Annotated in this window: 24 protein-coding genes; 19 read left to right on the top strand and 5 right to left on the bottom strand. The window is 42.2% G+C overall.

The window, feature by feature from the left end; all coding sequences use genetic code 11:
• Nucleotides 1–52 precede the first annotated feature (52 nt).
• Nucleotides 53–1,039 carry a YhdH/YhfP family quinone oxidoreductase gene (locus C8D97_RS08975; protein WP_109763444.1) on the top strand — a complete coding sequence of 329 codons (987 nt, stop codon included), beginning with the start codon at nt 53–55 and terminating at the stop codon, nt 1,037–1,039.
• A gap of 82 nt (nt 1,040–1,121) precedes the next feature.
• Here C8D97_RS08975 and C8D97_RS08980 read toward each other — a convergent pair whose 3' ends face one another.
• The gene (locus C8D97_RS08980; protein ID WP_109763445.1) at nt 1,122–3,401 is read right to left on the bottom strand and encodes a bifunctional diguanylate cyclase/phosphodiesterase; all 2,280 of its coding nucleotides are present in this window, start codon (nt 3,399–3,401) and stop codon (nt 1,122–1,124) included.
• 337 nt (nt 3,402–3,738) lie between these two features.
• Between C8D97_RS08980 and C8D97_RS08985 the strand changes: the two genes are divergently transcribed.
• From C8D97_RS08985 to C8D97_RS09040, 12 genes are all read left to right on the top strand, one after another.
• Nucleotides 3,739–4,668, top strand: coding sequence for an ABC transporter ATP-binding protein (locus C8D97_RS08985; RefSeq protein WP_109763446.1), 930 nt, complete (start codon nt 3,739–3,741; stop codon nt 4,666–4,668).
• Between the two features lie 56 nt (nt 4,669–4,724).
• On the top strand, nt 4,725–5,492 hold the full coding sequence (locus tag C8D97_RS08990) for an ABC transporter permease (protein ID WP_109763447.1): 768 nt from the start codon (nt 4,725–4,727) through the stop codon (nt 5,490–5,492).
• Between the two features lie 80 nt (nt 5,493–5,572).
• On the top strand, nt 5,573–6,169 hold the full coding sequence (locus C8D97_RS08995) for an LON peptidase substrate-binding domain-containing protein (RefSeq protein ID WP_109763448.1): 597 nt from the start codon (nt 5,573–5,575) through the stop codon (nt 6,167–6,169).
• A 314-nt stretch (nt 6,170–6,483) separates the two neighbouring features.
• Complete coding sequence (locus tag C8D97_RS09000) at nt 6,484–7,527, top strand: 3-deoxy-7-phosphoheptulonate synthase (protein WP_109763449.1); 1,044 nt, start codon at nt 6,484–6,486, stop codon at nt 7,525–7,527.
• A gap of 8 nt (nt 7,528–7,535) precedes the next feature.
• Nucleotides 7,536–8,717: a bifunctional chorismate mutase/prephenate dehydrogenase gene (gene tyrA / locus C8D97_RS09005; RefSeq protein ID WP_109763450.1), complete on the top strand. Its 1,182-nt coding sequence runs from the start codon at nt 7,536–7,538 to the stop codon at nt 8,715–8,717.
• A 128-nt stretch (nt 8,718–8,845) separates the two neighbouring features.
• Entirely contained in the window at nt 8,846–11,368 is a 2,523-nt protein-coding gene (locus C8D97_RS09010; RefSeq protein ID WP_170115200.1) for a Lon protease family protein, read from the top strand.
• A gap of 213 nt (nt 11,369–11,581) precedes the next feature.
• The gene (locus C8D97_RS09015; protein ID WP_109763452.1) at nt 11,582–12,091 is read left to right on the top strand and encodes a GNAT family N-acetyltransferase; all 510 of its coding nucleotides are present in this window, start codon (nt 11,582–11,584) and stop codon (nt 12,089–12,091) included.
• 58 nt (nt 12,092–12,149) lie between these two features.
• Nucleotides 12,150–12,947 (top strand): trypsin-like serine protease, encoded by a 798-nt coding sequence (locus C8D97_RS09020; RefSeq protein WP_109763453.1) that lies wholly within the window; start codon nt 12,150–12,152, stop codon nt 12,945–12,947.
• 75 nt (nt 12,948–13,022) lie between these two features.
• Nucleotides 13,023–13,682 (top strand): hypothetical protein, encoded by a 660-nt coding sequence (locus C8D97_RS09025; protein ID WP_109763454.1) that lies wholly within the window; start codon nt 13,023–13,025, stop codon nt 13,680–13,682.
• 56 nt (nt 13,683–13,738) lie between these two features.
• Nucleotides 13,739–14,275, top strand: coding sequence for a PH domain-containing protein (locus C8D97_RS09030; RefSeq protein WP_109763455.1), 537 nt, complete (start codon nt 13,739–13,741; stop codon nt 14,273–14,275).
• A gap of 62 nt (nt 14,276–14,337) precedes the next feature.
• Nucleotides 14,338–14,664, top strand: coding sequence for a hypothetical protein (locus C8D97_RS09035; RefSeq protein ID WP_109763456.1), 327 nt, complete (start codon nt 14,338–14,340; stop codon nt 14,662–14,664).
• An 82-nt stretch (nt 14,665–14,746) separates the two neighbouring features.
• Nucleotides 14,747–15,325, top strand: coding sequence for a hypothetical protein (locus C8D97_RS09040; protein ID WP_109763457.1), 579 nt, complete (start codon nt 14,747–14,749; stop codon nt 15,323–15,325).
• A 50-nt stretch (nt 15,326–15,375) separates the two neighbouring features.
• On the opposite strand, the gene C8D97_RS09045 is transcribed toward C8D97_RS09040, so the two are convergent.
• The gene (locus tag C8D97_RS09045; RefSeq protein ID WP_109763458.1) at nt 15,376–16,266 is read right to left on the bottom strand and encodes a LysR family transcriptional regulator; all 891 of its coding nucleotides are present in this window, start codon (nt 16,264–16,266) and stop codon (nt 15,376–15,378) included.
• A gap of 115 nt (nt 16,267–16,381) precedes the next feature.
• Between C8D97_RS09045 and C8D97_RS09050 the strand changes: the two genes are divergently transcribed.
• From C8D97_RS09050 to C8D97_RS09075, 6 genes are all read left to right on the top strand, one after another.
• Entirely contained in the window at nt 16,382–16,789 is a 408-nt protein-coding gene (locus C8D97_RS09050) for a DUF6326 family protein (protein ID WP_109763459.1), read from the top strand.
• Between the two features lie 357 nt (nt 16,790–17,146).
• Entirely contained in the window at nt 17,147–17,677 is a 531-nt protein-coding gene (msrA, locus tag C8D97_RS09055; protein ID WP_109763460.1) for a peptide-methionine (S)-S-oxide reductase MsrA, read from the top strand.
• On the top strand, nt 17,670–18,251 hold the full coding sequence (locus tag C8D97_RS09060; RefSeq protein ID WP_109763461.1) for a hypothetical protein: 582 nt from the start codon (nt 17,670–17,672) through the stop codon (nt 18,249–18,251). The genes msrA and C8D97_RS09060 overlap by 8 nt, the downstream gene beginning before the upstream one ends.
• Nucleotides 18,252–18,326: 75 nt before the next feature.
• A complete protein-coding gene (locus C8D97_RS09065; RefSeq protein WP_109763462.1) occupies nt 18,327–19,133 on the top strand; it encodes a helix-turn-helix domain-containing protein in 807 nt (268 codons plus the stop codon).
• Nucleotides 19,134–19,215: 82 nt separating this feature from the next.
• Nucleotides 19,216–21,048, top strand: a complete 1,833-nt coding sequence (locus tag C8D97_RS09070; RefSeq protein WP_109763463.1) for an erythromycin esterase family protein — start codon at nt 19,216–19,218, stop codon at nt 21,046–21,048.
• Between the two features lie 22 nt (nt 21,049–21,070).
• A complete protein-coding gene (locus tag C8D97_RS09075) occupies nt 21,071–21,700 on the top strand; it encodes a gamma-glutamylcyclotransferase family protein (RefSeq protein WP_280951671.1) in 630 nt (209 codons plus the stop codon).
• Between the two features lie 12 nt (nt 21,701–21,712).
• On the opposite strand, the gene gap is transcribed toward C8D97_RS09075, so the two are convergent.
• The 3 genes from gap to C8D97_RS09090 form a co-directional block, all read right to left on the bottom strand.
• Complete coding sequence (gene gap / locus C8D97_RS09080; RefSeq protein ID WP_109763465.1) at nt 21,713–22,759, bottom strand: type I glyceraldehyde-3-phosphate dehydrogenase; 1,047 nt, start codon at nt 22,757–22,759, stop codon at nt 21,713–21,715.
• Nucleotides 22,760–23,131: 372 nt separating this feature from the next.
• Nucleotides 23,132–23,740, bottom strand: a complete 609-nt coding sequence (locus tag C8D97_RS09085) for a hypothetical protein (RefSeq protein WP_146196126.1) — start codon at nt 23,738–23,740, stop codon at nt 23,132–23,134.
• A 31-nt stretch (nt 23,741–23,771) separates the two neighbouring features.
• Nucleotides 23,772–23,993, bottom strand: a complete 222-nt coding sequence (locus tag C8D97_RS09090; protein WP_109763467.1) for a helix-turn-helix domain-containing protein — start codon at nt 23,991–23,993, stop codon at nt 23,772–23,774.
• Nucleotides 23,994–24,211: the final 218 nt, after the last annotated feature.

The raw sequence follows: 24,211 nt of genomic DNA on the forward strand, positions 1-24,211 counted from the left end.
ATTGATTCATTGTTTTATTAACCTCTTAACCTTCCGATAAAGGACTTTAGCCATGAATTTTTTAGCTTGCCGTGTATTTAATCAGTCTGGCGAAGTTTCGCATCAATTAACCGAAATGTCCGTTGATGAACTCTCTGCTGGCGATGTGGTGATCAAGGTTCATTATTCAAGCGTTAATTACAAAGATGCGCTGGCGGCCACAGGGCGCGGAAAAATATTAAAGCAGTTTCCATTAAACGCAGGTATCGATCTGGCGGGTGAGGTTATCAGCAGTGAGTCAGACGAATTTAAGCAAGGCGATAAAGTGTTGGTGAATGGCTGTGGTCTTGGCGAACAGTTTGATGGTGGGCTGGCGCAAGTTGCACGGGTTAAAAGTGAATTTGTGATCCCCATGCCAGACGGACTGGATGCAAAGTCGGCGATGGCGTTAGGAACCGCAGGTTTCACTGCGGCATTGGCGCTTCACCGCATGCAACAAAATGATCAAACCAGGGAGAAAGGGCCGATTGTGGTAACGGGCGCTTCCGGTGGTGTCGGCAGTGTTGCGGTTAATATTTTATCGTCGCAGGGTTATGAGGTGATAGCTGTGTCAGGACGAGAGCAATATCATTCATTTTTAAAACAACTGGGTGCCAACCAGGTGGTCAGTATTGACGATTTAAAACTGGGTTCAAAACCACTGGAAGGTGGCCGTTTTGGCGGTGTGATTGATAATGTAGGCGGCGAGTTATTGTCACAGTTATTGGCGCACGTAAATTTGTGGGGCAATGTGGCCAGTATTGGTTTGGCCGACAGTGCAAAACTTTCGGCGACTGTGTTTCCATTTATTTTACGCGGCGTCAGTTTATTAGGCGTTAGTTCAACCAATTGCCCAATGTCCTTAAGAAAAGATATCTGGCAGCGGTTGGGCAGTGATTTAAAACCGGACGCTCTCGATAGTATTATTACCGACGATGTTGCCTTGAAAGATGTATCGAGTGTGTTTACGGATATTCTTGATCGTAAACGCTATGGACGCGTTGTGATTAACTGTCAGTAGCTTTAAGTTTTATAATTTTTACCGCGATAATTTTTTATTACGTTAGCTTTTCATCGCAACAGCTTTTCATCACATTAGTTTTTCATCGCAACAGCTTTTCATCACAGAACAGCGTGCTGGCTTGAGCGGTCATAGGGTGCGCAATTAAAAACCCCTGTACCTGCTGACAGCCGGCATTTTTTAGAAAGTACAATTGTTCACTGTTTTCAACGCCTTCGGCAATCACATTTAATTTTAAATTTTTGGCCAATGAAATGATGGCGTTGGTGATGGCTTCATCGTCTTTGTCTTTTCCTAAATCTTGCACAAAAGCCTTGTCGATTTTTAACGTGTCGATGGGTAATTTTTTTAAATAACTGAGCGACGAGTAGCCGGTGCCAAAATCGTCTACTGCTATGCGCACACCCATTTCTTTTAGTTGTGTCAGTGTGGTGATGGCCGAGTCGGGATCTTCCATTAACATGGTTTCGGTAATTTCCAGCTCCAGCAGTTCCGGTGGCATATGGCTTTCGGCCAACAGACTGGCGACGGTTTTGTACAAACTTTGTTGTTGAAACTGTCGCGCAGAAATATTCACCGATACCGGCAAGTTAAAGTTTCTGACTTGCCATTTTTTTGCCTGTTCGCAGGCTTCACGCAATACCCAGTTACCAATTTCATTCACCTGACCGGTTTCTTCGGCAATGGCGATAAATTCGTCCGGTTCTATGGCGCCTATATTGGCATTGTGCCAGCGCAATAACGCCTCCATGCCGATGATCTTGTTGCTGGTTAAGTCAAGTTTTGGCTGATACACCAATTCCAGCTCATTATTGTTAAGTGCCCGGCGTAACTGGTTTCCAACGGTCAGTTTACGCAAGGTTTTGGTTTGAATGTCTTCGTTGTAAAACTGAAAGTTTCTTCGGCCTTTACTTTTGGCAAAATGAAGTGCGCTTTCGGTATTTTTTAATAGCGTAATGGAATCGTTACCATCTTGTGGATAGCGGCTTATGCCAATGCTGGGGCTAATAATAATTTCATGGTGTTCAACGGTTAGCGAATGCTCAAAGGTGGTTAATATCTGTTGCGCCAGATCTTCCAGGTTTTTGATATCGATAAATTCTGGCAGCAACAGGGTAAACTCGTCACCGCCAAGCCGGGCTACGGTGCCACTGGTGTTGGGAATTTGCTGTTTTAATGTTAACGCCACCCGTTGCAACAACTGATCGCCAATACCATGCCCAAGTGAGTCATTGATGTGCTTAAAGTGATCCACATCCACACACATCAAACTAAAGCCTTTGCTCTTGTTGTTGGGATCACTGGCGCGTTCAATGGTGTTGGACAGACGTTGATGAAATAAGGCTCGATTGGGCAGTCCGGTTAAGGTGTCGTAATTGGCCAGATAGAGCAGTTTATCTTCACGACGTTTTTGATCGGTAATGTCGGAAAAAATAACCACATAGTATTCTTTATCGGATTGAAACTGCTCAACCCGTTTAATTTCGATGCGGGTTAAAATTTCTTGTTGCGCCGATGCTTTTTGCCAAAGCTCTCCCTGCCAGTAGTGATCGGCGCGAAGCGATTTCATTAATTTTGAATAAAAGGCTGAGCCGTGTCGATCGGAAAAAGAAGAATGCAGAGGTTTGCCTAATACATCGCCTTCTGATTGGCCCATAAGCCGAATAAACGCATGGTTTACCAGCTGGATACGGAGGTCCTTATCGGTGAGCACCACCACTTCATTCATGCTCTGGATCACTTCTGCGGCCAGTCGTAACTCTTCTTCGGCGCGTTTGCGTTCGGTAATGTCGGTTTGTGTGCCGGCAGCCCTTAGTGGGTTACCCAAGCTGTCTCGGGATACTACTTTGCCTTTATCAAGGATCCAGCGCCATCCGCCATCTTTCGATAAGGCGCGGTATTCGGCTTCAAAGTGCGAGCTGTCGCCTTTTAGGTGTTTTTTGACTTCGGCAGAAACTTTTGCCGTGTCATCGGGATGCATCAGCTTAAGCAATTGCACGGTGGTGTTATCAAAGTCTTCCGGTTGATAACCGAGCATTTCCGGAATGCCTTTGCGATTAACCAGTCCGGAGCTGATATCCCAATCCCATAAGCCATCGCCACTGCCCCAAAGTGCCCAGTGCAGCTGCTCTTCTGACTGTTGCAACTTTTCTTCAGACTGACGGTGTGCCCGGTGACGATAAAGCGCCACAATGCTGATCACACCGACCAAAATTAATAAGGATAAATATAAGAAATAGGAGTTATTCAGAACAGAGCCGTCGGATGAGTAGGCCAGAACCGGTTGGGGGCTGGTCAATGCGGCCAATAAAAAGCACAGACTTATGTTGTTGTTTGTTATAAAGCGCGATGCAGTGCTCATGTTTATTCTCTGTTATAATCTGCGGCTTTAAATATAACCAAACTGCTGACTAAATTTAACAACTAATGCAACTTAACCGTTAATTTATAATGAATCGCAGTTGGATTGTATGTAAATAATACAATTACAGGCTGAACAGACCAGTCCTTGAAAGTATTTGTGTCATTAGTAGAGTATTAAATAGGTCGGTTACCGACAGCAGTATCGACACGAATGATTATCCAAAGCAATACCAATATCGTAAACAATAGCGTAAGTAAAGACGTAAACATTGAGAACGACAATACATAACAACGTTAATCATAGTAACGGACAAAGGTAATAAACGGCATCTTATATGGCAGCAACAGCATTATCTATTTCGAAACTTGAGAAAACCTATCAAAACGGTTTTCAGGCACTAAAAAGCATAGATTTAACGGTTCCGGAAGGGGATTTTTTTGCCTTACTGGGCCCCAATGGTGCCGGTAAATCCACCACCATTGGTATCATTACGTCCTTGGTGAATAAAACCTCGGGCAAGGTGTCGGTGTTTGGTTACGATTTAGAAACGCAATTATCACAAGCCAAGCGTTGTTTGGGTTTAGTGCCGCAAGAATTTAATTTTTCGCAGTTTGAGTCGCCGGAACAAATTGTGATTAATCAGGCTGGTTATTACGGCATACCCCGTAAACAGGCTACGGTACGGGCCGAAGAAGTGCTGAAACAACTTGGCCTGTGGGACAAACGCAGTCAGCCTTCGCGCAATTTATCGGGTGGAATGAAACGTCGTTTAATGATTGCCCGGGCGTTGATGCACAAACCCAGGTTGTTGATCCTTGATGAGCCAACGGCCGGTGTGGATATCGAACTTAGACGTTCCATGTGGGAGTTTTTAACCGAGCTGAACGAGCAGGGCACCACCATTGTGTTAACCACTCACTATCTGGAAGAGGCAGAAAGTCTGTGCCGCAATATTGCCATTATCGATGACGGTCAAATCATAGAAAACACCAGCAAAAAAGATTTATTGTCGAAGCTGGATATGGAAACCTTTGTGCTGGATATTGAAACCTGGGATGGTGAGTTACCCGAGTTGACCGATATGGCCTTGCGTAAACGCGATGATCATACCCTGGAGGTGGATGTGTCGCGCACTCATAACGTTAATAATTTATTTTTAAAACTTAACGATGCTGGCATTAAAGTTCTCAGCATGCGTAATAAGGCCAATCGACTTGAAGAGTTGTTTGTGCGCATTGTTGAAAACAAGAAACAGAAACAATAACGCACTTTTTCAATCATTCTTTTAACCGGTTTAAAACAGTTATCAGGTTTATACATATGCGAGAGAATTTAGTCGCTTTACAAAGTATTTTAAGTAAAGAAATTACACGGTATTTTAGAATATGGGTACAAACCCTTTTACCGCCAGCCATTACCATGACACTGTATTTTGTTATTTTTGGTAATCTGATTGGCTCGCGCGTCGGTGAAATGGGCGGCGTCAGTTATATGGCCTACATTACGCCGGGTATTATTATGATGTCGGTGATCACCAACTCATATTCCAATGTGGTGTCCTCGTTTTTCAGCGCCAAGTTTCAACGTCATATTGAGGAGTTATTGGTTGCGCCAGTACCTAATATTTATATTTTACTGGGTTACATTGGTGGCGGAGTATCACGAGGGCTGCTCACAGGCGCCATCGTAACTTTGGTAAGTCTGTTCTTTGTGGACTTACAAATTCATAATGTAGCGGTTGTGTGTATTGTTATTTTGCTTACCTCAACCCTGTTTGCACTGGGTGGATTTATCAATGCGGTGTTTGCAAAAAAGTTTGATGATATTTCCATTGTGCCGACATTTATATTAACGCCTTTAACCTATCTGGGCGGGGTGTTTTACACCATTACGTTATTACCCGATGTATGGCAAAAAATATCCCTCGCCAATCCTATTTTGTATATGGTTAATGCGTTTCGTTATGGCTTTTTGGGTTATTCTGATATTTCTTTAACGGTTGCCTTTAGCATCATTGGACTTTTTATTGTTGCCATGTTTTTATTTGCGCTATATTTACTCAATACAGGCAAAGGCCTTAAAAGCTAAAGCAGCCAGTGTCTTAAGACGTTTAAGCGCTTTAAAAAGGCGTTTTTACAAAGGCTATCGTATTAGAGAAGGAATAAAGTATGGCGGATGAACAAAGAGCGGTGTTTCCATTAAGCTCCGTTCTTTTTCCCGGTGCAACCTTACAGTTGATGATATTTGAACCTCGCTATCTTGATATGGTGAGCCACTGCTTATCGACTCAACAGCCGTTTATTATCTGTCAGTTAACTTCCGGGCAGGAAGTCGGAAAAGCCGCGCCTTTTGAAGCCATCGGTACTTTTGCGCACATTGTTGATTTTGATCAGGGCGAAGAAGGCGTGTTGATGATCACCGTGGTCGGCGGCAGTCGGGTTTGTGTATTGGAGCACACGGTTAATCAGGATCAGTTAACCCTGACTCAGGATTATCGGGTATTGCCGGATGTTGAAGACAGTTTAATTCCACCAGAAACCGCACCCTTAAAAGAATTATTGCTTAAGCTGGCGAAATTGCCGGATATCGGCATTGAGGTAGATCCCGAACAACTCGACAGTGCCGAGTTTGTGGTAAATCAACTGGCGCAAATACTGCCATTAGAAACAGATTTCAAACAATATCTGCTGGAAGAAAGCGATAGCTTTGAAAAATGCCTGGAGCTTTACGAGCAATTGCTGACCGATTCCATGTATGACGAGTAACCACTCTGGCCATTACGTCTTACTCGATAACCAAAAGTAATTGTTACCCGCCTGATAATTTTGATACAAAAGAGCTATTCATTTGAGGATAAACTGAAGAAAGTTTTCAACCCTGTCTGAGTGGTTAAGACAAAGATACAAACAAGATACCAAGCAGGTCGTCAATCATCTTATTTTATCCTCCACGCTATTCTTGCCTGTTTTTTTATGATTAACACCAAGATTACACATTTGAATAGTATTAACGTGAACATCATTAACTTAAATATCATTAATTTGAATTTATATTGAATAACCGTTGCCCGGAGAGCGCTATGAAGCCGCAACTGAATAACATTAACATTGAACGCGAACAGGTGTTAACCGCACCCCATGTATTAAAGGATGAAACACCTTTGTCGGATGCAGGCCGTGCCACAGTGTTACGTTATCGACAGGAAATTGGTGACATACTCGACGGTAACGATAAGCGGGTGATAGTGGTTGCAGGGCCCTGTTCCATTCACGATATCGATGCCGCAAAAGAATACGCCCGCCGTTTAAAAGTATTGCACGATAAGTTTCAGGACAGGTTATTGATAGTGATGCGGGTTTATTTTGAAAAACCACGCACCACCATTGGCTGGAAAGGCTTGATTAATGATCCCCATTTAAACGACACCTTTGATGTGGAGTATGGTTTAAGACAAGCGCGGGAATTACTCACCTGGATAGCCGAACTTGGGTTGCCCGCCGGTACCGAAGTGCTGGATCCTATTTCGCCGCAATACATGGCCGAGCTGTTCAGCTGGGCCGCCATAGGTGCCCGAACCACCGAGTCACAAACCCATCGTGAAATGGCGTCGGGCTTATCCATGCCGGTTGGTTTTAAAAATGGCACCGACGGTAATATTGAGGTGGCGATCAATGCCATGCAGTCGGCCAGTTCGCCGCATCATTTTATTGGTATTAATCAGCAAGGGCAGGTGGCGCTGATTGAAACCCGTGGAAACCCGCACAGCCATATTATATTGCGCGGCGGTAAGCACCCGAATTACGACTCGGTTCATATCGCCATGCTCGAGCAACAGTTAAAGCAGGCAAAGCTAGAACCGCGTTTTGTGATTGATTGCAGTCATGGCAATTCGCAGAAAGATTATCGTTTGCAACCTCTGGTGTTTCGCAATGTGATTGAACAGATCCGGCAGGGCAATCGTTCAATACTCGGAGTAATGCTGGAAAGCCATTTAAACGAAGGGCAACAGAAAAAAAGTGCCGATCCGGCGGATCTCGAATACGGAGTCTCCATAACTGACGCTTGTATTAACTGGCAAACTACGGAAGAATTGCTGGCACACAGTTATCAGCAACTTGCGTAAAGTTTTTAATGAAGAATGACCGGCAGCAACTTGAACAACTCAGACAATCCATAGACGAATGCGATGAAGCGCTGCTGGCCCTGTTAAAAAAGCGTCAGGGTTTTGTCGAGCAACTGGTTGCTCATAAACAGGCGGCGGGTGATGCGGTGTTTGTTCCGGAGCGGGAACAGGCGATTTTTCAGAGATTAACCGACCGTGCCGATTTTTATGGGCTGGACTTTGAACTGGTGCGCGATATTCTGCAGCGCATAATGCGCGATTCTTACGCGCGTCAGGCGCGAATTCAACGGCATATTTCACCTCAAAACCAAGATCATCAACCAGCTACTCAACCGCATCAACAGCCGCAATCCGCTAAATCCATATGTGTTATTGGCGGCAAGGGCCAGCTAGGCGGCTTTTTTGTCGAGCAGTTTCGGTTAAGCGGTCACTCGGTTTGTGTGCTGGATCGCAATGACTGGCCGAATGCCGACCAGTTATTGGCGAATAAGGATCTGGTGCTAATAGCGGTGCCTATGGCAGAAACGGAAACCACCATCGAACAATTATCGGGCCTGTCGGATCACACGTTACTGGCCGATATTACCTCGGTTAAACATCAGCCATTGCAACACATGCTAAAGGTTCATTCCGGTCCGGTGATTGGCTTGCATCCCATGTTTGGCCCAGGGCAATCCCATATGGCAAGGCAGTTACTGCTCTACACTCAAGGGCGGCAGCCAGAAGCATCCGATTGGTTATTGCAGCAGTTCAGGCAGTGGGGCTGTTACACCGAAAGCATTGACGCAGAGGCGCACGATACCCTTATGGGCACGGTTCAGGCGCTAAGGCATTTTGTGACCTTTGTAACCGGTTGGCAATTGATGGCCAATGGCCAGTCGCTGGATGAATTGCTGCGGGTGAGCTCGCCCATTTATCGGCTTGAGTTATCGCTGATCGGCCGGTTATTTGCCCAGCAACCGGAACTCTATGTGGATATCTGGCTAAAAAGCGAACAGGCACCGTCGGTGATCAGTGCCTTTGGCGACTGTTTTAAGCAAGCAGAAGGCTGGATCAATAAAGGCGAACGGACGCAACTGATTAATCAGTTTAAACAAATAGCCGATTACTTTTCTCACAGCAACGCAGACTTTTTTCAACAAAGTGATACACTACTCGAAGCCTTTCGAGAGCGCATTCAATCCAGCTGATGCGATTTTAGGGCAGATAATGTTTCCATAAGTGTCGAGAACTCAGAGCCAGCCTTTGATTCGGCCAGCAATTTTTTCAAGCACAAAATAATTCGATCAACCGTATGATCACTCAGCATGAGATGCCTATGCCAATAAATGCGTTAACTCATCAACAATTATCGATTCGTTTACAAAGCGATGAACTGCCGTTTAAATCCGTCTCTGAGGTGGCTTCCAATGTCGACTTTCTAGGTCAGCACCGGGCCAAGCTGGCACTGTCTTTTGGACTTGAAACCAAACGTCGCGGCTATAATTTATTTGCCATGGGCAACAGCGGTACCGGCCGTATTTCCATGGTGATGAAACATCTGGAAGCGAAAGCCCAGTTGCAAAAAGCTCAGCCCGACTGGATTTATGTGAATAATTTTGATGAGCCGCGCGAACCCTGGGCGGTGCAAATGCCCACTGGCTATGGCCGTGAGCTGGTGAGCGATTGTCAAAAAATGGTCGGCCGACTACTGGTCACCATACCTGCGGCTTTTGAAAACCCAAGTTACCAACGAAAAAAATCTGCGATTGATAAAACCTTTAATCAAAAGTTTGAGTCGGCCATAGAATCATTAGAAAAAGAAGCCAACGAAAAAGGTTTTGCGCTATTTCAGGACGCCTCCAATATTTCTTTTTCGCCGCTTATTGATGGTAAGCCAGTGGATGAATTAACGTTTTCCGGATTACCACAAGAAAAACGTGATTCAATTAATCTGGTGATTGATGAGCTGGAAGATAAATTAACCGAAGCCTTGCTGGAAATGCCGCAATGGACACGGGAGTCCTACGACGCCGTTCAGGATTTAAATGCCTTAACCATTTCGTTGGCGTCAACGCCGATCATTTCCGAGCTGGAAGAAAAATATCGTGGGCTCACCGGCCTGCAAATTTATTTTAAAGAGTTGAAAAAGTTTCTGGTGAAAATTATTCAGGAAAACTTCAATCTGGTGGAGTCACCGGAATTAAAAAATGATCGTCATCTAAGAGAAATGTTGCAACAAACCATTGTACCAAATTTATTGGTACACAATAATCCGGCAATGGGCGCGCCCGTGGTGCACGAAGAGCACCCAACGTTTTCTAATTTATTCGGTCGCGTTGAATACTGGAATGAAGGCGGCGCGGTGATCACCGGTTATCAGCATATTCGAAGCGGCGCCTTGCACAGAGCCAATGGCGGTTATCTGGTGTTAGAAGCGGATAAAATATTTGACGATCCCTACATTTGGGGGCAACTGAAACAGGCGTTGCAAACCCAGGAGCTTAAGCTTGATCCGCCCACCATGGAAGGACAGAGCGCAGTGACTATTGGTTTAAGTCCACACGGTGTGCCGCTGAATGTGAAAATCATTTTGGTGGGCACGCGCGATTATTATTATATGTTGCAGGAGCAAGACGACGAGTTCAGCGAACTGTTCAGAGTGTTGGTGGATTTTGATGAGCATCTGGATAAAAACGATGACAACATCATGCACATGGCGCAGCTGGTTAAAACCCACAGCGAGCGCGAAGGTTTTGCTGAAATCACCAACGATGGTTTTATTGAGCTGGTGAAGTTTAGCTCGCGATTGTGCGGGCATCAGCAACAGTTGTCCACGCGATTTGGTGAAGTATTTGAGTTACTGGGTGAAGCCGATGTGGTGCGATTGCAACAGCATATGCCCACCATCAATAGTGATCACATAGTTGAAGCCTTGCAGCAGAGGGAGTTTCGTCATTCGCGTATTCGCGGTGAAATGTTGCAGGAGGTGCTGGAAAATCAAATTATTATTCACACCGATGGCGACGTGGTGGGCAGCATTAATGGCTTAACCGTGTGGGAAATTGGTTCCACCGATTTTGGTACACCGGCACGCATTACGGCGACGGTTTTTCCCGGCAATAAAGGCATTGTTGATATTGAACGCGAAAGTGAACTGGGCTTATCCATTCACTCAAAAGGCGTGTTGATTTTATCGGGCTTTTTAGCCAATCGCTACGCTCGTGAATTTGCGTTAACCCTATCGGCCAATATTGTTATGGAGCAGTCTTACGGGTTGATAGATGGCGACAGTGCATCACTCGCCGAACTCTGCGCGTTAATTTCGGCCATTACCGAAAAGCCGATTAAGCAATCTATGGCAGTCACCGGTTCAATCAATCAGTTTGGTGAAGTGCAGGCGATTGGCGGCGTGAATGAAAAAATAGAAGGCTTTTTTGGTTTGTGCAAAGCACGCGGATTAACCGGCAAACAGGGCGTAATTATTCCTAAAGCCAATCAGTCTCATCTAATGCTAAAGCGTGAAGTGATAGAAGCGGTAGAACAGGGTATGTTTACCATTTACGCCGTACAAAATGTTGAACAGGCGTTGGAGTTATTGTGTTTAAATCCCGGTGATTCACTGGCGGAACTGCACAAACAGATTTCTGTTAATTTAAAACAACTGCACGATGTTTGCGAAGACGTCGATGACGACGAAGACGCTGAGCACGAGGAAGAAATCAAAAAACTCGAACACGCCAAACAAATTGAGCAAGAAAAACATAAAAAACATCCGGAGAAAGAGTTAGAAGCTCATGAAAAAGAATCGGCAGACAAAGAGCTGAAAAGTGCGGATAGTGAACTTGGTGAGTCGCATTAATTGGGTTTTATGTCATGAGACATCCTCGATTAAAAAGCTTTAAAAAGTGAGTCAGGATTTATATGCAGTAAAACTACGTAGTTACGGCATTGACTTCTCAATGGAGTTGGGTAAGTATCTGAAGTCAATAAACAACTCAGTAAAATATAAATAAATATTTGAATTTAGTTGTGGTTTACTGAATACAATCAGCTGTTAGGGCAATTGAGAAATATGGAACCACATAAGTTATCTGAAATTTCAGAGAATGAGATTTCGGAATTAAGTTCTGGGCTTATAGCCACTGTTGCAAACGGAGCGTCAATCGGTTTTCTTTCAGGCTTCACACTTTCTGAGGCTGAGTCTTACTGGCATTCTGTTTGCTCTAATCTCAGTGATAACTTACACCTCTGGGTGGTAAAAACCGAGGGGAAAATTGTTGGCACCATACAATTTGAAAGGCCAACAAAGAAAAATGGAAGCGTTCGTGGAGAGATACAAAAATTATTTGTAGATCCAGCCTTCAGAGGCAGAGGTATAGCCTCAAAACTTGTAAAACTAGCTGAAGAGTATGCATTTTCAATTGGAATTAGCACTTTGGTGCTTGATACTGAATCAGGAAGTAATGCTGAAAAATTGTATACAAAATTGGACTGGGTAAAAGTAGGGGTAATACCCGGATACGCTCTTTCTCCGTCCGGGGAGTTGAAGGGCACCACGTACTTTTACAAGCAGAGGCCCTAACAATGCGCTGCGGCTGAGCGCGGAGTTAGTTGCCAATAATCGATAACATCGAGAACAAATGAAAATTTTAATATATTTGATCTTCGTATTGCTCACTTCATCACAATACAGTTTTGCTGTGATCAAACGACATGATATTCCAGCAAAAAATTATGAAGTTGCCAAGCCTCCAGAATATCTAGTGGATATGCCGCATGAAGGTCATGGTGTTCTAATTGCACCACAATGGATTGTTACCGTTGCACATACTATTTTTTATGATTACACCGGCAAGACTATCAAAGTCGGAAATGAAAATTACGAAATAGCCAAAGTAGTAATTCATTCTGGTTACACAAAACCAGATGAGTCTTTATTTAAAGGTGATTCTAAACCTTTAATGAATTTTTTCAAAAAAAGAGATGATATTGCTCTTGTTAAATTATCATCAAATGTTGATGATATAATGCCAATAAAACTATACGAAGGTGACAATGAGCAAGGAAAGACAATTACGGTTCATGGTAGAGGGGCTACTGGCAATGGACTTATTGGTGAAGTAGCCGAAACCAAAAAACTTAGAACTATGAATATATTTCAAAATGTCATTGAAGTAGCAGATGGTAATTGGTTATCGTTTAAATTTGATAGTCCTTCAAACGCACTTAATTTGGAAGGAATGCATGGTTCCGGTGATAGTGGTGGTTCGTCTGTTATTATAGAGAACAATAGATCATATTTAGTTGGACTATCAAGTTGGCAATCCTGGAATGGAGATCTTTCTTTATTTAAAGGGGGCTTGTATGAAACTAATGCTTATCAAGTTAGAATTTCAAGTTATTTTAAATGGATTAATACTGTCATTAAAAGCAACTAACCAGACGTTGCTTCAGATTCGGAGAAAAAGACTCCTCTCTGAAGAACTTGGCGTTAGCTCCAAAAAGGAAGTCGGATGATTGAATTAGCAACAATAGCTCAAGCAGTGGCTGTAGTCGCAGCGTGCTGGGCTATTATTTCCGGTGTTGGAGCATGGAAAAGGGAGTTTATCGGGAAGCGAAAGATAGAGCTTGCCGAGGAAACGTTGACAGCTTTTTTCGAGATAAAGGACGCAATTGCATTCATTCGCAGCCCTTGGTCTAGCGGAACAGAAGGAAGTACCAGGAAGCGATCGGAACATGAAACTGAGGCAGAAAAACAGCTTCTGGATCGTGGCTATATTGTGTTTGAACGCTATGAGTCGAAACAAGAAGTGTTTGTTCGGTTCAACACTCTCAAATATAAATTTATGGCTGTATTCGGAACAGACACAGAGTCTATATTCAAAGATACTAATCAAACATTAAACTCAATATTTACTTCAGCCAACATGCTTGCGACGCATTATTGGCAGCGACAAGGCCGAGTTAAAATGGAAGAAGACGAATTCCAGAAGCACTTGGATGAAATGCATAAGCATGAAGGTATATTCTGGGATCGTTATAACGATGATGATGAAATTAGAAAACAACTAGCTCAAACTCAGAATCAGTTAGAAACCACGACAAAACCTTGTTTCGAAGAGCCAATGAAAACTTATTCTATTTTCACTACAAAATGGATCAGCAAGGGCTAACAAAGCGCTCAAGTAAGGATGCAGCAAAGCTTGGCGTTACATGAAGAAATGAGCCAATGACGAAACTTAGAGTTTCAAATAAAGATTATTATAGACATCTCTGGGAAATGCTGCTCTATTTAGGGCTATGTATAAGCCTACCCTTTGTTTTTGAGTATATCTATGAAGAAAAGGATATCTTTGACTTCACTATTCGACTATCGGTGATTTTTTTTGTATTGCTTTGTGTTCCGCCTATGGTTTTATTTTTTCGATATGCCATTGTAAATAACTCTCTAGAAATAGCGTATAAGAGCAATGACATAGAACTGTTACTAAATGGAAAGAAAAGAATAGTGAAGTTGAATGAAATAGAGCATATAGAAATAAAGCTAACATTTCCTACTTATTTTAGTGGAATACGATATCTTGCGACAGACAGTTTTTTATATGCAGTTATTTATTTACACTCTAAAGAAAGCTTTACGGTTACTAGCTTGCTAGATAATGAGCTTTTTGATACTAAAGCTTTTTTTAATGGCAGGGTTGATATTTTTCGAAAGTTAAGGTTTGTTTGTTGGCCTCCAGGTCAAAACTTACATTTTTCTCAGTAAAGCAGAAAAGTAACAAAGTGCAATATCATGCCTGCTTTAAGCGTTAAGGTGAAAAAAATATTATGAATGATAAAAAAAGTTATCCAAGATATGGAAAGTACTCAATGCTGTTGAGTTTTGTTAGTCTTGTACTATTAATTTTTTTGTTTTTTGTTTTGCAATGGTCAGAACACTATATACAAAATAATCCAGATTCCTACTTTTTTATAACGGCTCTCATTGGACTTATTGGAATGCTGTGTGCATCTGGTTTTTTGATTTCTTTTGGCTTGGGAGTCGCTGGGTTGTTCTTAAAAAATCAGGTGAAGTTTTATGCATACATTGGAGCAGTGTTGTCAGGTTTGATGCTAATATTAATACTCATAATATTTATTGTATTTGTACCTTAGTAAGTAAAATTAGAAGAAAAAATAATAACTACTAGAGGTCACTTTCCTCTGCTTAAAACGTTGACCTTCATAAGGAATCTAAATGAAATACTTTGTATCAATACTTATCTTTTGTAGTGGTCAAGTTAATATTATGAAGTGCTTTTATATTCTATTTTTATCTGTATTTATTTTAATTGGCTGTGGTGGAATACGTCAGGAAGCTTATGTAGTAAATTCACAGGGACTATTAAGTATTGATGGAAAACATGTTTTAGTAAAGAAGAAGTGGTTCAAAGTTAACCCTGAGCAATACCCAAAATTTAGCTTTAGTGAAGACATTGCTCCACCGGAACCTTATAAAACTAAATATAATTTGCCTTTAATAAAGAAAACAGATGTTTGGGAAATAAGTTACAAAGTAGTCGATTCTTACATTGCTATATCCAGTGATTACCACAGTAGATTATGTGAAGCGCCCGGCTATTTTTGGATAGACTGCGCTCGTACCAGAGACTATGGTATTTGGATCGATATTAATGGAAATATTACCGGCGGCTGGGAAGTATTAAAGGGTAATTTGAAGAGTGGGTACGAGGCTATTGAAGATCTGAGCCCTAAATATAAGACAAGTCAAAACTGGCCTGTTAAAAAGTTGGTTAAATTGAAAGGTAACAAATAAAAAACTCAGAATGATTAATAAGTAACAAGATATAAGTAGTATTAAAACAACTACACATCCATAAGTTCCGTTTTCAAAAAATCGAAAACAACGCTAACGCGGTGACTGGTAATCACTTCTTTGTGTGCCACTAAATACATTGGTGTAACAATCGGTTCGATTTCTGGAAAGAGTCTTTCCATATCTGCGTCTGAATCGGCAATCGATTCTAGTGCTGTCACAATTCCTAATCCTTGTTTGGCCATTGCCCATTGAACAAGATGACTTTGTGCCCGAACAGGGAAGTGACGTTCTTCAAGTTCAAAGCCAAGTCCATTTAAAAACTGCTTATAAATACCGGCATCATCAAAGCCTATAAAACGGCAGTTTCCAATATTTTTTGCATTCTTGGGGCGTCCAGCTTTATCAAGGTAGGCCGTCGATGCATAAAGCCGACTGCTTAATCGTCCTACATCAATAGAAATAAGATCCGGCTGGTTGGCGTGATTGGCTCTAACAGCGATATCGGCTTCACGTCGTTTAAGGTCGCTCGATTCATTTGATGCAACCAGTTCGATTTCGATGCCGGGTTCTTGTTTGAGCAAGCGATCGATTAACGGCGGCATAATGTGAGCAGCAAATAACTCGCCAGTAGAAATACAAACCGTACCTTCTACCAGTTGCGACTGCCCCGAGGCTGCCAGCGAAAATTCCAGAGCTGCATCCGCCATATTTCGGGCGTAGTGAACCAGCTCTTGCCCACTTTTCGTTAAACTGCGCCCGGTGCCGGTACGTTCAAAAAGCGCGACACCGATTTCCTGCTCCAGAGCAGAAACCTGCCGCCCCAGTGTCGGCTGAGAGACACGTAACGCCCGCGCCGCAGCCGATAGCGATCCTTCTTCAACCGTGGCAATAAACGCTCGAAGATGATTCCAGTTGTATTTTGTTGCATCCCATTTCATTCATATATGAATACATAGCATGCGGATATTGTCAATTGTTATTCACTATTGCATGTGGTTGAATATTGCAATTCTCATGCAATAACCCCCATGCAATAACCAAGAGAGCAACAAGATGAATGCCAGAAAACGACTAGAAGACTCACCCATACCAACCAGGATTAAATTGTCTTTATTGTGGGCATCGCTGATGTCGCTGTACATTTACAATGACTATTTTGTACTGTTTGTGCCTGGCACAATTGATGGAATGGCGGCAGGCTCAATGGGCCCACTCGGCAACTACACAGACACCAAGATGATTGGGGTGGCACTTATACTCGCTATTCCGGCCAGCATGGTTTTTCTATCGTCGATTGTGGCGCCCCGAACCAGCCGGATACTCAATCTGACGTTAGGAATAGTGTACGCAATAATCGCATTGTTAACCCTGATAGGCTCGCCGATATTTTATAAGATGGTCGTCTGTTTTCAACTTGTCGCTCTCGCACTTATCATTAAGCTCGCTTTACGATGGACTTAACATGCTAACGGCTGGCAAACAATATCGAAACACCATTTAAAAATTTACCGCTTTAAGGATTATCGGAGCGATTGTCTGCGGTATAAAAACATAACGGCGATTATCAAATGCTCAATCATATAAATCAGTGGTGTCAGTCGACGTTACGATCCGTCGCTGCTAACCAACACTAGGATTGCGGTTATCTTAAAATATCTGTAACTTTTGCCAAAGGCTTGAATCATAACTAAGCATGCTGTTTTGTGAATCACTTAGCTCACACAACATTCTATCGGCTCACGTATTAAGTCAATTTATGCCTGATAATTTATACCTGGTACAGTGAGTGCAATAAACCGAATATGCTTGAGGTAAATAATGATGAAATCAATTGTTCTTGGCGGCGGCTGCTTCTGGTGTCTTGAAGCCGTTTATCAGCGGGTGAGAGGCGTTGAGTCGGTACAGTCCGGTTACAGCAGTGGTCATGTGGATAATCCTGACTACCGTTCGGTGTGTTCCGAATCAACCGGTCATGCTGAAGTAGTGGAAGTAAAGTATAAGGATTCTGAAATTAGTTTGGCTGAGTTGCTCGATATCTTTTTTACCATTCATGATCCCACAACGTTAAATCAGCAGGGCAACGATCGCGGAACCCAATACCGTTCAATTGCCTTGTATGAGTCGGATAACGACAAGCAAGTAATTGAGCAGGTGATGCAAGACAAAACCAAGGATTTTTCATCACCGATAGTGACGGAAGTCAAACCACTGGAAAAGTTTTGGCCAGCCGAAACCGCGCACGATAATTATTATAATAACAACGCCAACCAACCCTATTGCCAAATTGTGGTGGGCAGTAAAGTGGCCAAGTTAAAACAGTATTTTTCCGATAAGATGGTTGATGAATAAACTGCTTTGGGGAATTGCCGCGGGTATTGCGCTGCTTATATTCTGGCCCACAGCACCGAAAGATTATGGCGCAGGAGTGGTCGCATCTTTGGCTCCGTTGCAACAAAATTTATCTTTATCCTCCTTTAAGCAAAAAGATTATCAAATTACCCCGGTGGCCAGCTTTTACATTAAAGCGAAAGTATTGGATAGAGAAAACTATTACTTTGGTCGAGAGGCCGACTTATCTCCGGTGGACTTTGTGCTCGGCTGGGGACCCATGTCGGATCAAGATGTTTTGTCTCATATTTCCATTTCGCAGCGCAATCGCTGGTATTACTGGAAAACCGATGAGTGGATTATTTCCCGTAAAGCCATTGAAAACAGCAGTGCCAACATGCATATGATCCCATCCAATGACTCGGTGGCCAGCGCATTAAAACAAGTGAAGCAGGGCGATGTGATAACCCTCTCGGGTAAACTGGTTAATGTTAAAGGGCAAGACGGTTGGCAATGGAACAGTTCATTAAGCCGAAACGATACCGGCGACGGCGCCTGTGAATTAATTTGGGTGGAATCAGTAAGAGTTCATTGATGAGTTAGTTACGAGTACACTTATAATGAATAGACTTGTTATTAATACAGTTGCTAAAAATACCAAGGAAGCAAAGTGACGCAGAGCGATTTTATTTCATTAATGCCGGGGCAGTATTTAGCCCCAAAATGTCATCGGTTTGATTACAACAAGATTCAGGTTTGTCTAACGGAGTATCCGCATTATCAAAAAACCGGTGACTGGCATCATCATAAGAATGCCATGGTGAGCTTTGTTATGCAGGGCGGAAATGTAGAAAGCCGTTGGCAAACACATTTGGAGCGACTGCCTGGTAGTTTGAATTTTTATCATGCTGGTGAACCGCATCAAAATATATACAAAGTATTTCCATCCAAACATTTAAGTTTAGAAGTGGATCAAAGCTTTTTGGATGATCATTGCTTGACCGAAGTGCGTTTGGCCAGTGCCATGATCAATAATCCTAAGAGTAAATTTATATTACTGAATATTCTTAATGAAGCCATTCAACACGATCGCTATACCGATTCAGTTATTCAATCGTTGTTTTTGAGTATTGTTCAACCGTTACAAACTTTGTCAAAAGCACCGCCTAACTGGCTGAAGCAAGTTAAATCTTTATTGGAAAACCAATGGAGTGAATGGCCCTCGTTGGCTCAACTATCCGATAGTGTTAATGTCCATCCGGTCACAATTTCTTCATTGTTTAACCATTATTACCATGTGACTATCAGTGACTTTTTACGCATTTTGAAAGTAGAACATGCAATACAGATGATTCAAAATTGTGAAAAACCGTTAACAGAGATAGCTCTTGAATGTGGCTTTTCCGATCAAAGTCACTTTACACGTGTATTTAAGTCAAAAACCGGTTTTTTACCTGCCCGATATCGGCGAGTTTAGTCGAACACCTTAATTTCATTCTATTTCATCCAGATTCGTTTCGAGTAAACTGGCACAAGGGTTATAAAGAGAGTTTATCGATATGTTTTTATTGGGTTATACAGCTCAGGTAGCGGTTTTGTTAAAACAGTTAGTAATTGTGTTGATAGTGATCATAAGCATCACAAACAACGCCATTGCCGATGAATTCTGGAATACAGGTTTTGAATACAGTGTGAATAAACAGCCAAGAGTCTGGACTATTGAAGGAGAGGGTGATTCATTCATCTCTTATACGGATAAAAAAACCAAACATTCGGGCAAACAAAGTCTTTACCTTTCTCTCAACAAAGCAAGTACTTATATATACATCTCTGTAGAAAAAGACTTGCTGGCAGATAAAGTGCTTAAAGCAAAAGGCTTTATAAAGTTGTTGTCTGGCGTTAATTTAACCGTAAGATTAATGCTGTTTGATCCTGGCAGCAAGAAAGTGGTTGATGTTTCTGAGCCAGCAAAGTTAGACGCCCCTTGGCAAGCTATTGAGTTAAATACCCGTGCCGATGCAAGTTTGAATAAGGGTACTTATTTATTGGCGTTTCATATCGAAGGCACAGGTGATTTATGGATAGATGATTTATCTGTGCTGGTGAACAATCAAATTTTTGGTCAGGCAGAGCCGGATTTTTCTGAACCTTCAAAAGAGGATGTGCAAAAATTAAATAAATGGGCATTGCCTGTATCACTTAGCGATGAAAAGCTGACTCAGTACCACCCTATGTCAGCCATAATAGGCGATGCTAAAATTATCGGGCTAGGTGAAAACTCACATGGTTCGGCAACCATTTATCAATACAAATTGCAATTGGTAAAATATTTGGTAAAACATAAAAATGTTCGAGTGTTTGCGTTGGAAATGCCTTTGGTCGAGGCGGATGATATTAACGATTATGTGCTTTCCAGATCTAACTCTTCTGTGGATGTTGTGAGCAAATTGAGCTATCCCAGTTGGCAAACAGAAGAAATGCTAAGCATTATCGACTGGATTAAACAGTATAATAAAACAGCCCAACAATTCGTCGAGTTTAGAGGTTTCGATATGCAAAATGGCATGTCTGCACTGAATGCTATTTATCCATTTTTAAAAGCAAACAATAAAGAACTTTCTGTAAAGCTTTTAACATTAAAACAGGACATTAAGACAGCAGAACAAAAAGGTGGTGATTTTTCGGTATTGCTGAATAAGCACAAATCATTTTTACAATCACTGGCCTTATTTATTCAACACCACTCGAGTAAGAGCCCGATAGATGACAGTGATTTCGCTAGCAAAAACTTAGATATAAAAAGTTCCGGTATAAAAAGCTCTAATTCAATCGAATACAAAGCAAACAGACCCTATATTCAAACAGGGCGTGATCTGGAACGCTATGTTATGGTGCTGCAACAAAGCCTGCATTTTAAAGCAAGTAATTATTCTTCTGCTGTTCGAGATCAATATATGGCCGAGAATATTCAGTTTATGACTGATAAGTTGAAACAAGGCCGCATAGTTATTTCTGGCGACAATACCCATGTTTCTCGGGTAACAGGTAGTATGGGTGGGTACTTAAGTAATCAGTTTGATAATGATTACTTTACTATAGGGATCACTTTCCAGTCAGGGACCTATTCGGCCTATGGCGATAAACCCTATTATGAGGTACATGAACCTTATGTAGGGACTTATGAGTATTTTTTAAGTAAAAGCCAGTACGATAATTTTATACTCAGTTTTCAGCAGGCTAGCGGTATTTATGAGCTAAAAAAGGTCAGTGGCTTTCGGATGATAGGCTCCCGTCCTCAAGAAGTAACTCAGTTTGCTAAAATTAATATTCGTCAACATTTTGATGCCGTATTATTTTTAAGGCACTCGGCACATACTCAAAAATTGAAGTAATTTTAAAGATTGGATAGAGACAGTGATCTATTATTTTGCTTACGGCTCGAATATGTCATACCAACGCATTGCAGCTCGGGTTAGTCAGTGCGAATCATTAGGCGTTTATTATTTACCTCAGTATCAATTTAAATGCCATAAAGTGGGGCTTGATGGTTCGGCAAAAGGCAACGCTTTTTATACCGGGGATGAAAGCCGTATTTATGGGGTGCTTTATGCGTTAAGCGATACCGATAAAACACTACTCGATACCATTGAAGGCGTTGGAAAAGGTTATGAATGCCGTAAAGTGACGGTTTATGATTACTCAAATGCTGACACAAGTGCTTATACAAGAGCTTATACAAGTGATAGTGAATCGACACATGCGAGTTTAAAATTATCAAACTTAAGAGCATCTAACCTAAAATCATCAAACGTAAAATCTTCGGCAGAAACAACAAACAGTCAACAAGAGAAAATCGCTTATCTTTATGCGGCCACCAATATTAATGACTGTTTGTTGCCTTTTTGTTGGTACAAACATCATATCGAGTTTGGCGCAGCGCAGGCGAAACTGCCTGAGTCCTACAGAGAGCAAATCAGTCAGCTGCCTTGTCAGGAAGATCCAGACACTCAACGCGCCGCATTGGAGATGGCAATTTATAATTAGAGCATGTTTATTTTAACTGGCTTTTTTTAACCCGTGGCTATTTTTGATTGACTCACTTTGCCCCATGAGTGCCACAGCGGTATCGAGCATACGATTCGAATAACCCCATTCATTGTCGTACCAGGCGAATACTTTTGCCATTTTGCCATCGACCCGAGTTTGACTGGCATCAAACACACAGGAATGTTTATTGTGATTAAAGTCGATGGAAACCAGAGGACGATCGTTGTACTCGATAATACCTTTATAGTCTTCCTCGGCTGCTTGCTTTAATAACTGGTTAACTGCTTCCACACTGGTGGCTTGTTTAAAGGTTAAGGTTAAATCCACCAAGGATACATTCGCCGTTGGTACGCGAATGGCCAATCCGTCTAACTTACCTTCAAGTTCCGGTAATACTTTTCCAACCGCTGCGGCAGCGCCTGTTTTTGTCGGGATCATGGAGAGATCGGCCGCACGGGCGCGTCGCAGATCAGAATGATAAGTGTCGGTTAAGTTTTGATCGCCGGTGTAAGCGTGAATGGTGGTCATTAATCCCTGTTCTATGCCGAGGGCATCGTTCAATACTTTGGCCATGGGCGATAAGCAATTGGTGGTGCAACTGGCGTTTGACACAATGCGGTGATCATCGGTTAATTGCTGATGGTTAACGCCGTAAACAATGGTGGCATCAACATTTTTACCGGGCGCAGAAATCACCACTTTACTGGCACCTGCCTCCAGGTGACCTTTGGCCTGTTCGCCATCGGTAAACACTCCTGTGCACTCAAACACCAAATCGACTTTAAGCGATTGCCAGGGTAGATTGGATAATTGCTTTTCCTGAGAGTAGTGGATGCTCTGCCCATTAATGATCAATTGCTGATCTTGGTGACTGACTTGCCCATTAAATCGGCCGTGTACCGAATCAAACTCGGTTAAATGAGCGTTTACTTCGATTGGAGCCAGGTCATTAATGGCAACTATTTCTATGTGGTTAAACTCTGGCGCTTCAAACAGGGCGCGCAGTACATTTCGGCCAATGCGGCCATAACCGTTAATCGCAGCTCGTATGGTCATGATAGGGTCCTTTATTATTTTAAATGTAATAAAATTACGTAATATTGTGCCAATATAGATCGTTTTGCCGCAAAAATAAACAGTATGCACAGCTTTTATTATTTAAATGTAAAAATATAACGCCATATCGCGTTGAAAGCGTTTTAAGGCTAATCGGACGTGTAATGAAGGGCGTTTAATTAAAGCGTCTGCTCCAAAGGGTGTGATTTGAAGGCTGTGATTTGAGGCGGGTTTTAAAGGAAATACGTTAATTTAAAAAAGAAGAGCAGGCAGTGGAACAAGGTTGGCGGCTATATGTTCGGCTATCAAGAGTCAGCCCTGTTAGGGTTCAATGCTAACAGGGCGACGGGTCAATGATTAAAGATGATGCAATTACACCACCTCAACCGTTTGAGGTTCTTTCAAGAAATACACCGCCAGTACAATAAGGGCTACAGGATAAAGTGCTAGATTAAGTAGCGATAAAAAGAATGTTAAATCAAACAAACATATCAATAATAAAATAATCGCGAAGGCTCTGATCAGGTTACTGTTTTCGGATTTATTCGCGAGTAATAAAATAGCCAGTACCAGCCCTGCCAGTACAAACAAGGTATCCACCGCTAATGCGATCCCAAGGCTTATATTTACAATGGTATCTGCCGATGAGCCGCTGATTTGCGAGGTGGCCAGTACCAGATCAACCACCACTAAAAAATGAAACACAAAGCTGCTGGCGGCCATTATCAGCAGTAAAATACGAATGGCTTTTGAATCGATAATATCGGCAAATACTTTCGCAAGGCTCAATAGCAGATACACTTCTAACGCGCCAATCAACACAAATAAGGCATCACTCCAATGCAGCGTCATAATGTTATGTCGAATGGATTCGATAATATCGCCACCAAGGGTAACCAGTATATACGTCCAGTAAACCGGAAATAATAAGGCGAGAACAATGGCTGCGATACCGGGTTTCAGGTAGTGACTTGAGGACATGGTGGCTCCTTGATTATCTAAAATTAAAGGGTTATTCAGTGGCATTTTCGTTATTCACGTATTGCAATATGTCGCCCGGCTGACATTGCAGGGTATGACAAATCGCTTCCAGAGTACTGAAGCGAATTGCTTTTACCTTGCCGGTTTTCAAAAGCGACAGATTGGTCATGGAAATGCCAATACTTTGGGATAATTCTGTGAGCGACATTTTTTTCTTTGCCAGCTCAACATCGAGATTTATTTGTATATTCATGCTAATAATATAGTCGCGCTAGATAATGATTGTCAATTAATAATTTACGATTAACATAAAATAATGATTGTTTTTCATTGTGTGTTTTATTTGTTCTATACAGGTTTCTGCTCGATAATAATATCGTGCATGTTCCTTTATGCCAGTAAGGGCCGTGTGTAGGGCGGTTTTATAAAGTAAACACCGGGTGCTGTCTGCAAGGACGTTTTCAGTGCCTA

Source organism: Pleionea mediterranea, assembly GCF_003148745.1.
GTDB lineage: Bacteria > Pseudomonadota > Gammaproteobacteria > Enterobacterales > Kangiellaceae > Pleionea > Pleionea mediterranea.

Excerpts from the sequence above, each read along its gene's own strand:
- C8D97_RS08975 (WP_109763444.1), top strand. The coding sequence starts at position 53 with ATGAATTTTTTAGCTTGCCGTGTATTTAATCAGTCTGGCGAAGTTTCG.
- C8D97_RS08980 (WP_109763445.1), bottom strand. The coding sequence starts at position 3,401 with ATGAGCACTGCATCGCGCTTTATAACAAACAACAACATAAGTCTGTGC.
- C8D97_RS08985 (WP_109763446.1), top strand. The coding sequence starts at position 3,739 with ATGGCAGCAACAGCATTATCTATTTCGAAACTTGAGAAAACCTATCAA.
- C8D97_RS08990 (WP_109763447.1), top strand. The coding sequence starts at position 4,725 with ATGCGAGAGAATTTAGTCGCTTTACAAAGTATTTTAAGTAAAGAAATT.
- C8D97_RS08995 (WP_109763448.1), top strand. The coding sequence starts at position 5,573 with ATGGCGGATGAACAAAGAGCGGTGTTTCCATTAAGCTCCGTTCTTTTT.
- C8D97_RS09000 (WP_109763449.1), top strand. The coding sequence starts at position 6,484 with ATGAAGCCGCAACTGAATAACATTAACATTGAACGCGAACAGGTGTTA.
- tyrA (WP_109763450.1), top strand. The coding sequence starts at position 7,536 with ATGAAGAATGACCGGCAGCAACTTGAACAACTCAGACAATCCATAGAC.
- C8D97_RS09010 (WP_170115200.1), top strand. The coding sequence starts at position 8,846 with ATGCCAATAAATGCGTTAACTCATCAACAATTATCGATTCGTTTACAA.
- C8D97_RS09015 (WP_109763452.1), top strand. The coding sequence starts at position 11,582 with ATGGAACCACATAAGTTATCTGAAATTTCAGAGAATGAGATTTCGGAA.
- C8D97_RS09020 (WP_109763453.1), top strand. The coding sequence starts at position 12,150 with ATGAAAATTTTAATATATTTGATCTTCGTATTGCTCACTTCATCACAA.
- C8D97_RS09025 (WP_109763454.1), top strand. The coding sequence starts at position 13,023 with ATGATTGAATTAGCAACAATAGCTCAAGCAGTGGCTGTAGTCGCAGCG.
- C8D97_RS09030 (WP_109763455.1), top strand. The coding sequence starts at position 13,739 with ATGACGAAACTTAGAGTTTCAAATAAAGATTATTATAGACATCTCTGG.
- C8D97_RS09035 (WP_109763456.1), top strand. The coding sequence starts at position 14,338 with ATGAATGATAAAAAAAGTTATCCAAGATATGGAAAGTACTCAATGCTG.
- C8D97_RS09040 (WP_109763457.1), top strand. The coding sequence starts at position 14,747 with ATGAAATACTTTGTATCAATACTTATCTTTTGTAGTGGTCAAGTTAAT.
- C8D97_RS09045 (WP_109763458.1), bottom strand. The coding sequence starts at position 16,266 with ATGAAATGGGATGCAACAAAATACAACTGGAATCATCTTCGAGCGTTT.
- C8D97_RS09050 (WP_109763459.1), top strand. The coding sequence starts at position 16,382 with ATGAATGCCAGAAAACGACTAGAAGACTCACCCATACCAACCAGGATT.
- msrA (WP_109763460.1), top strand. The coding sequence starts at position 17,147 with ATGATGAAATCAATTGTTCTTGGCGGCGGCTGCTTCTGGTGTCTTGAA.
- C8D97_RS09060 (WP_109763461.1), top strand. The coding sequence starts at position 17,670 with ATGAATAAACTGCTTTGGGGAATTGCCGCGGGTATTGCGCTGCTTATA.
- C8D97_RS09070 (WP_109763463.1), top strand. The coding sequence starts at position 19,216 with ATGTTTTTATTGGGTTATACAGCTCAGGTAGCGGTTTTGTTAAAACAG.
- gap (WP_109763465.1), bottom strand. The coding sequence starts at position 22,759 with ATGACCATACGAGCTGCGATTAACGGTTATGGCCGCATTGGCCGAAAT.
- C8D97_RS09085 (WP_146196126.1), bottom strand. The coding sequence starts at position 23,740 with ATGTCCTCAAGTCACTACCTGAAACCCGGTATCGCAGCCATTGTTCTC.
- C8D97_RS09090 (WP_109763467.1), bottom strand. The coding sequence starts at position 23,993 with ATGAATATACAAATAAATCTCGATGTTGAGCTGGCAAAGAAAAAAATG.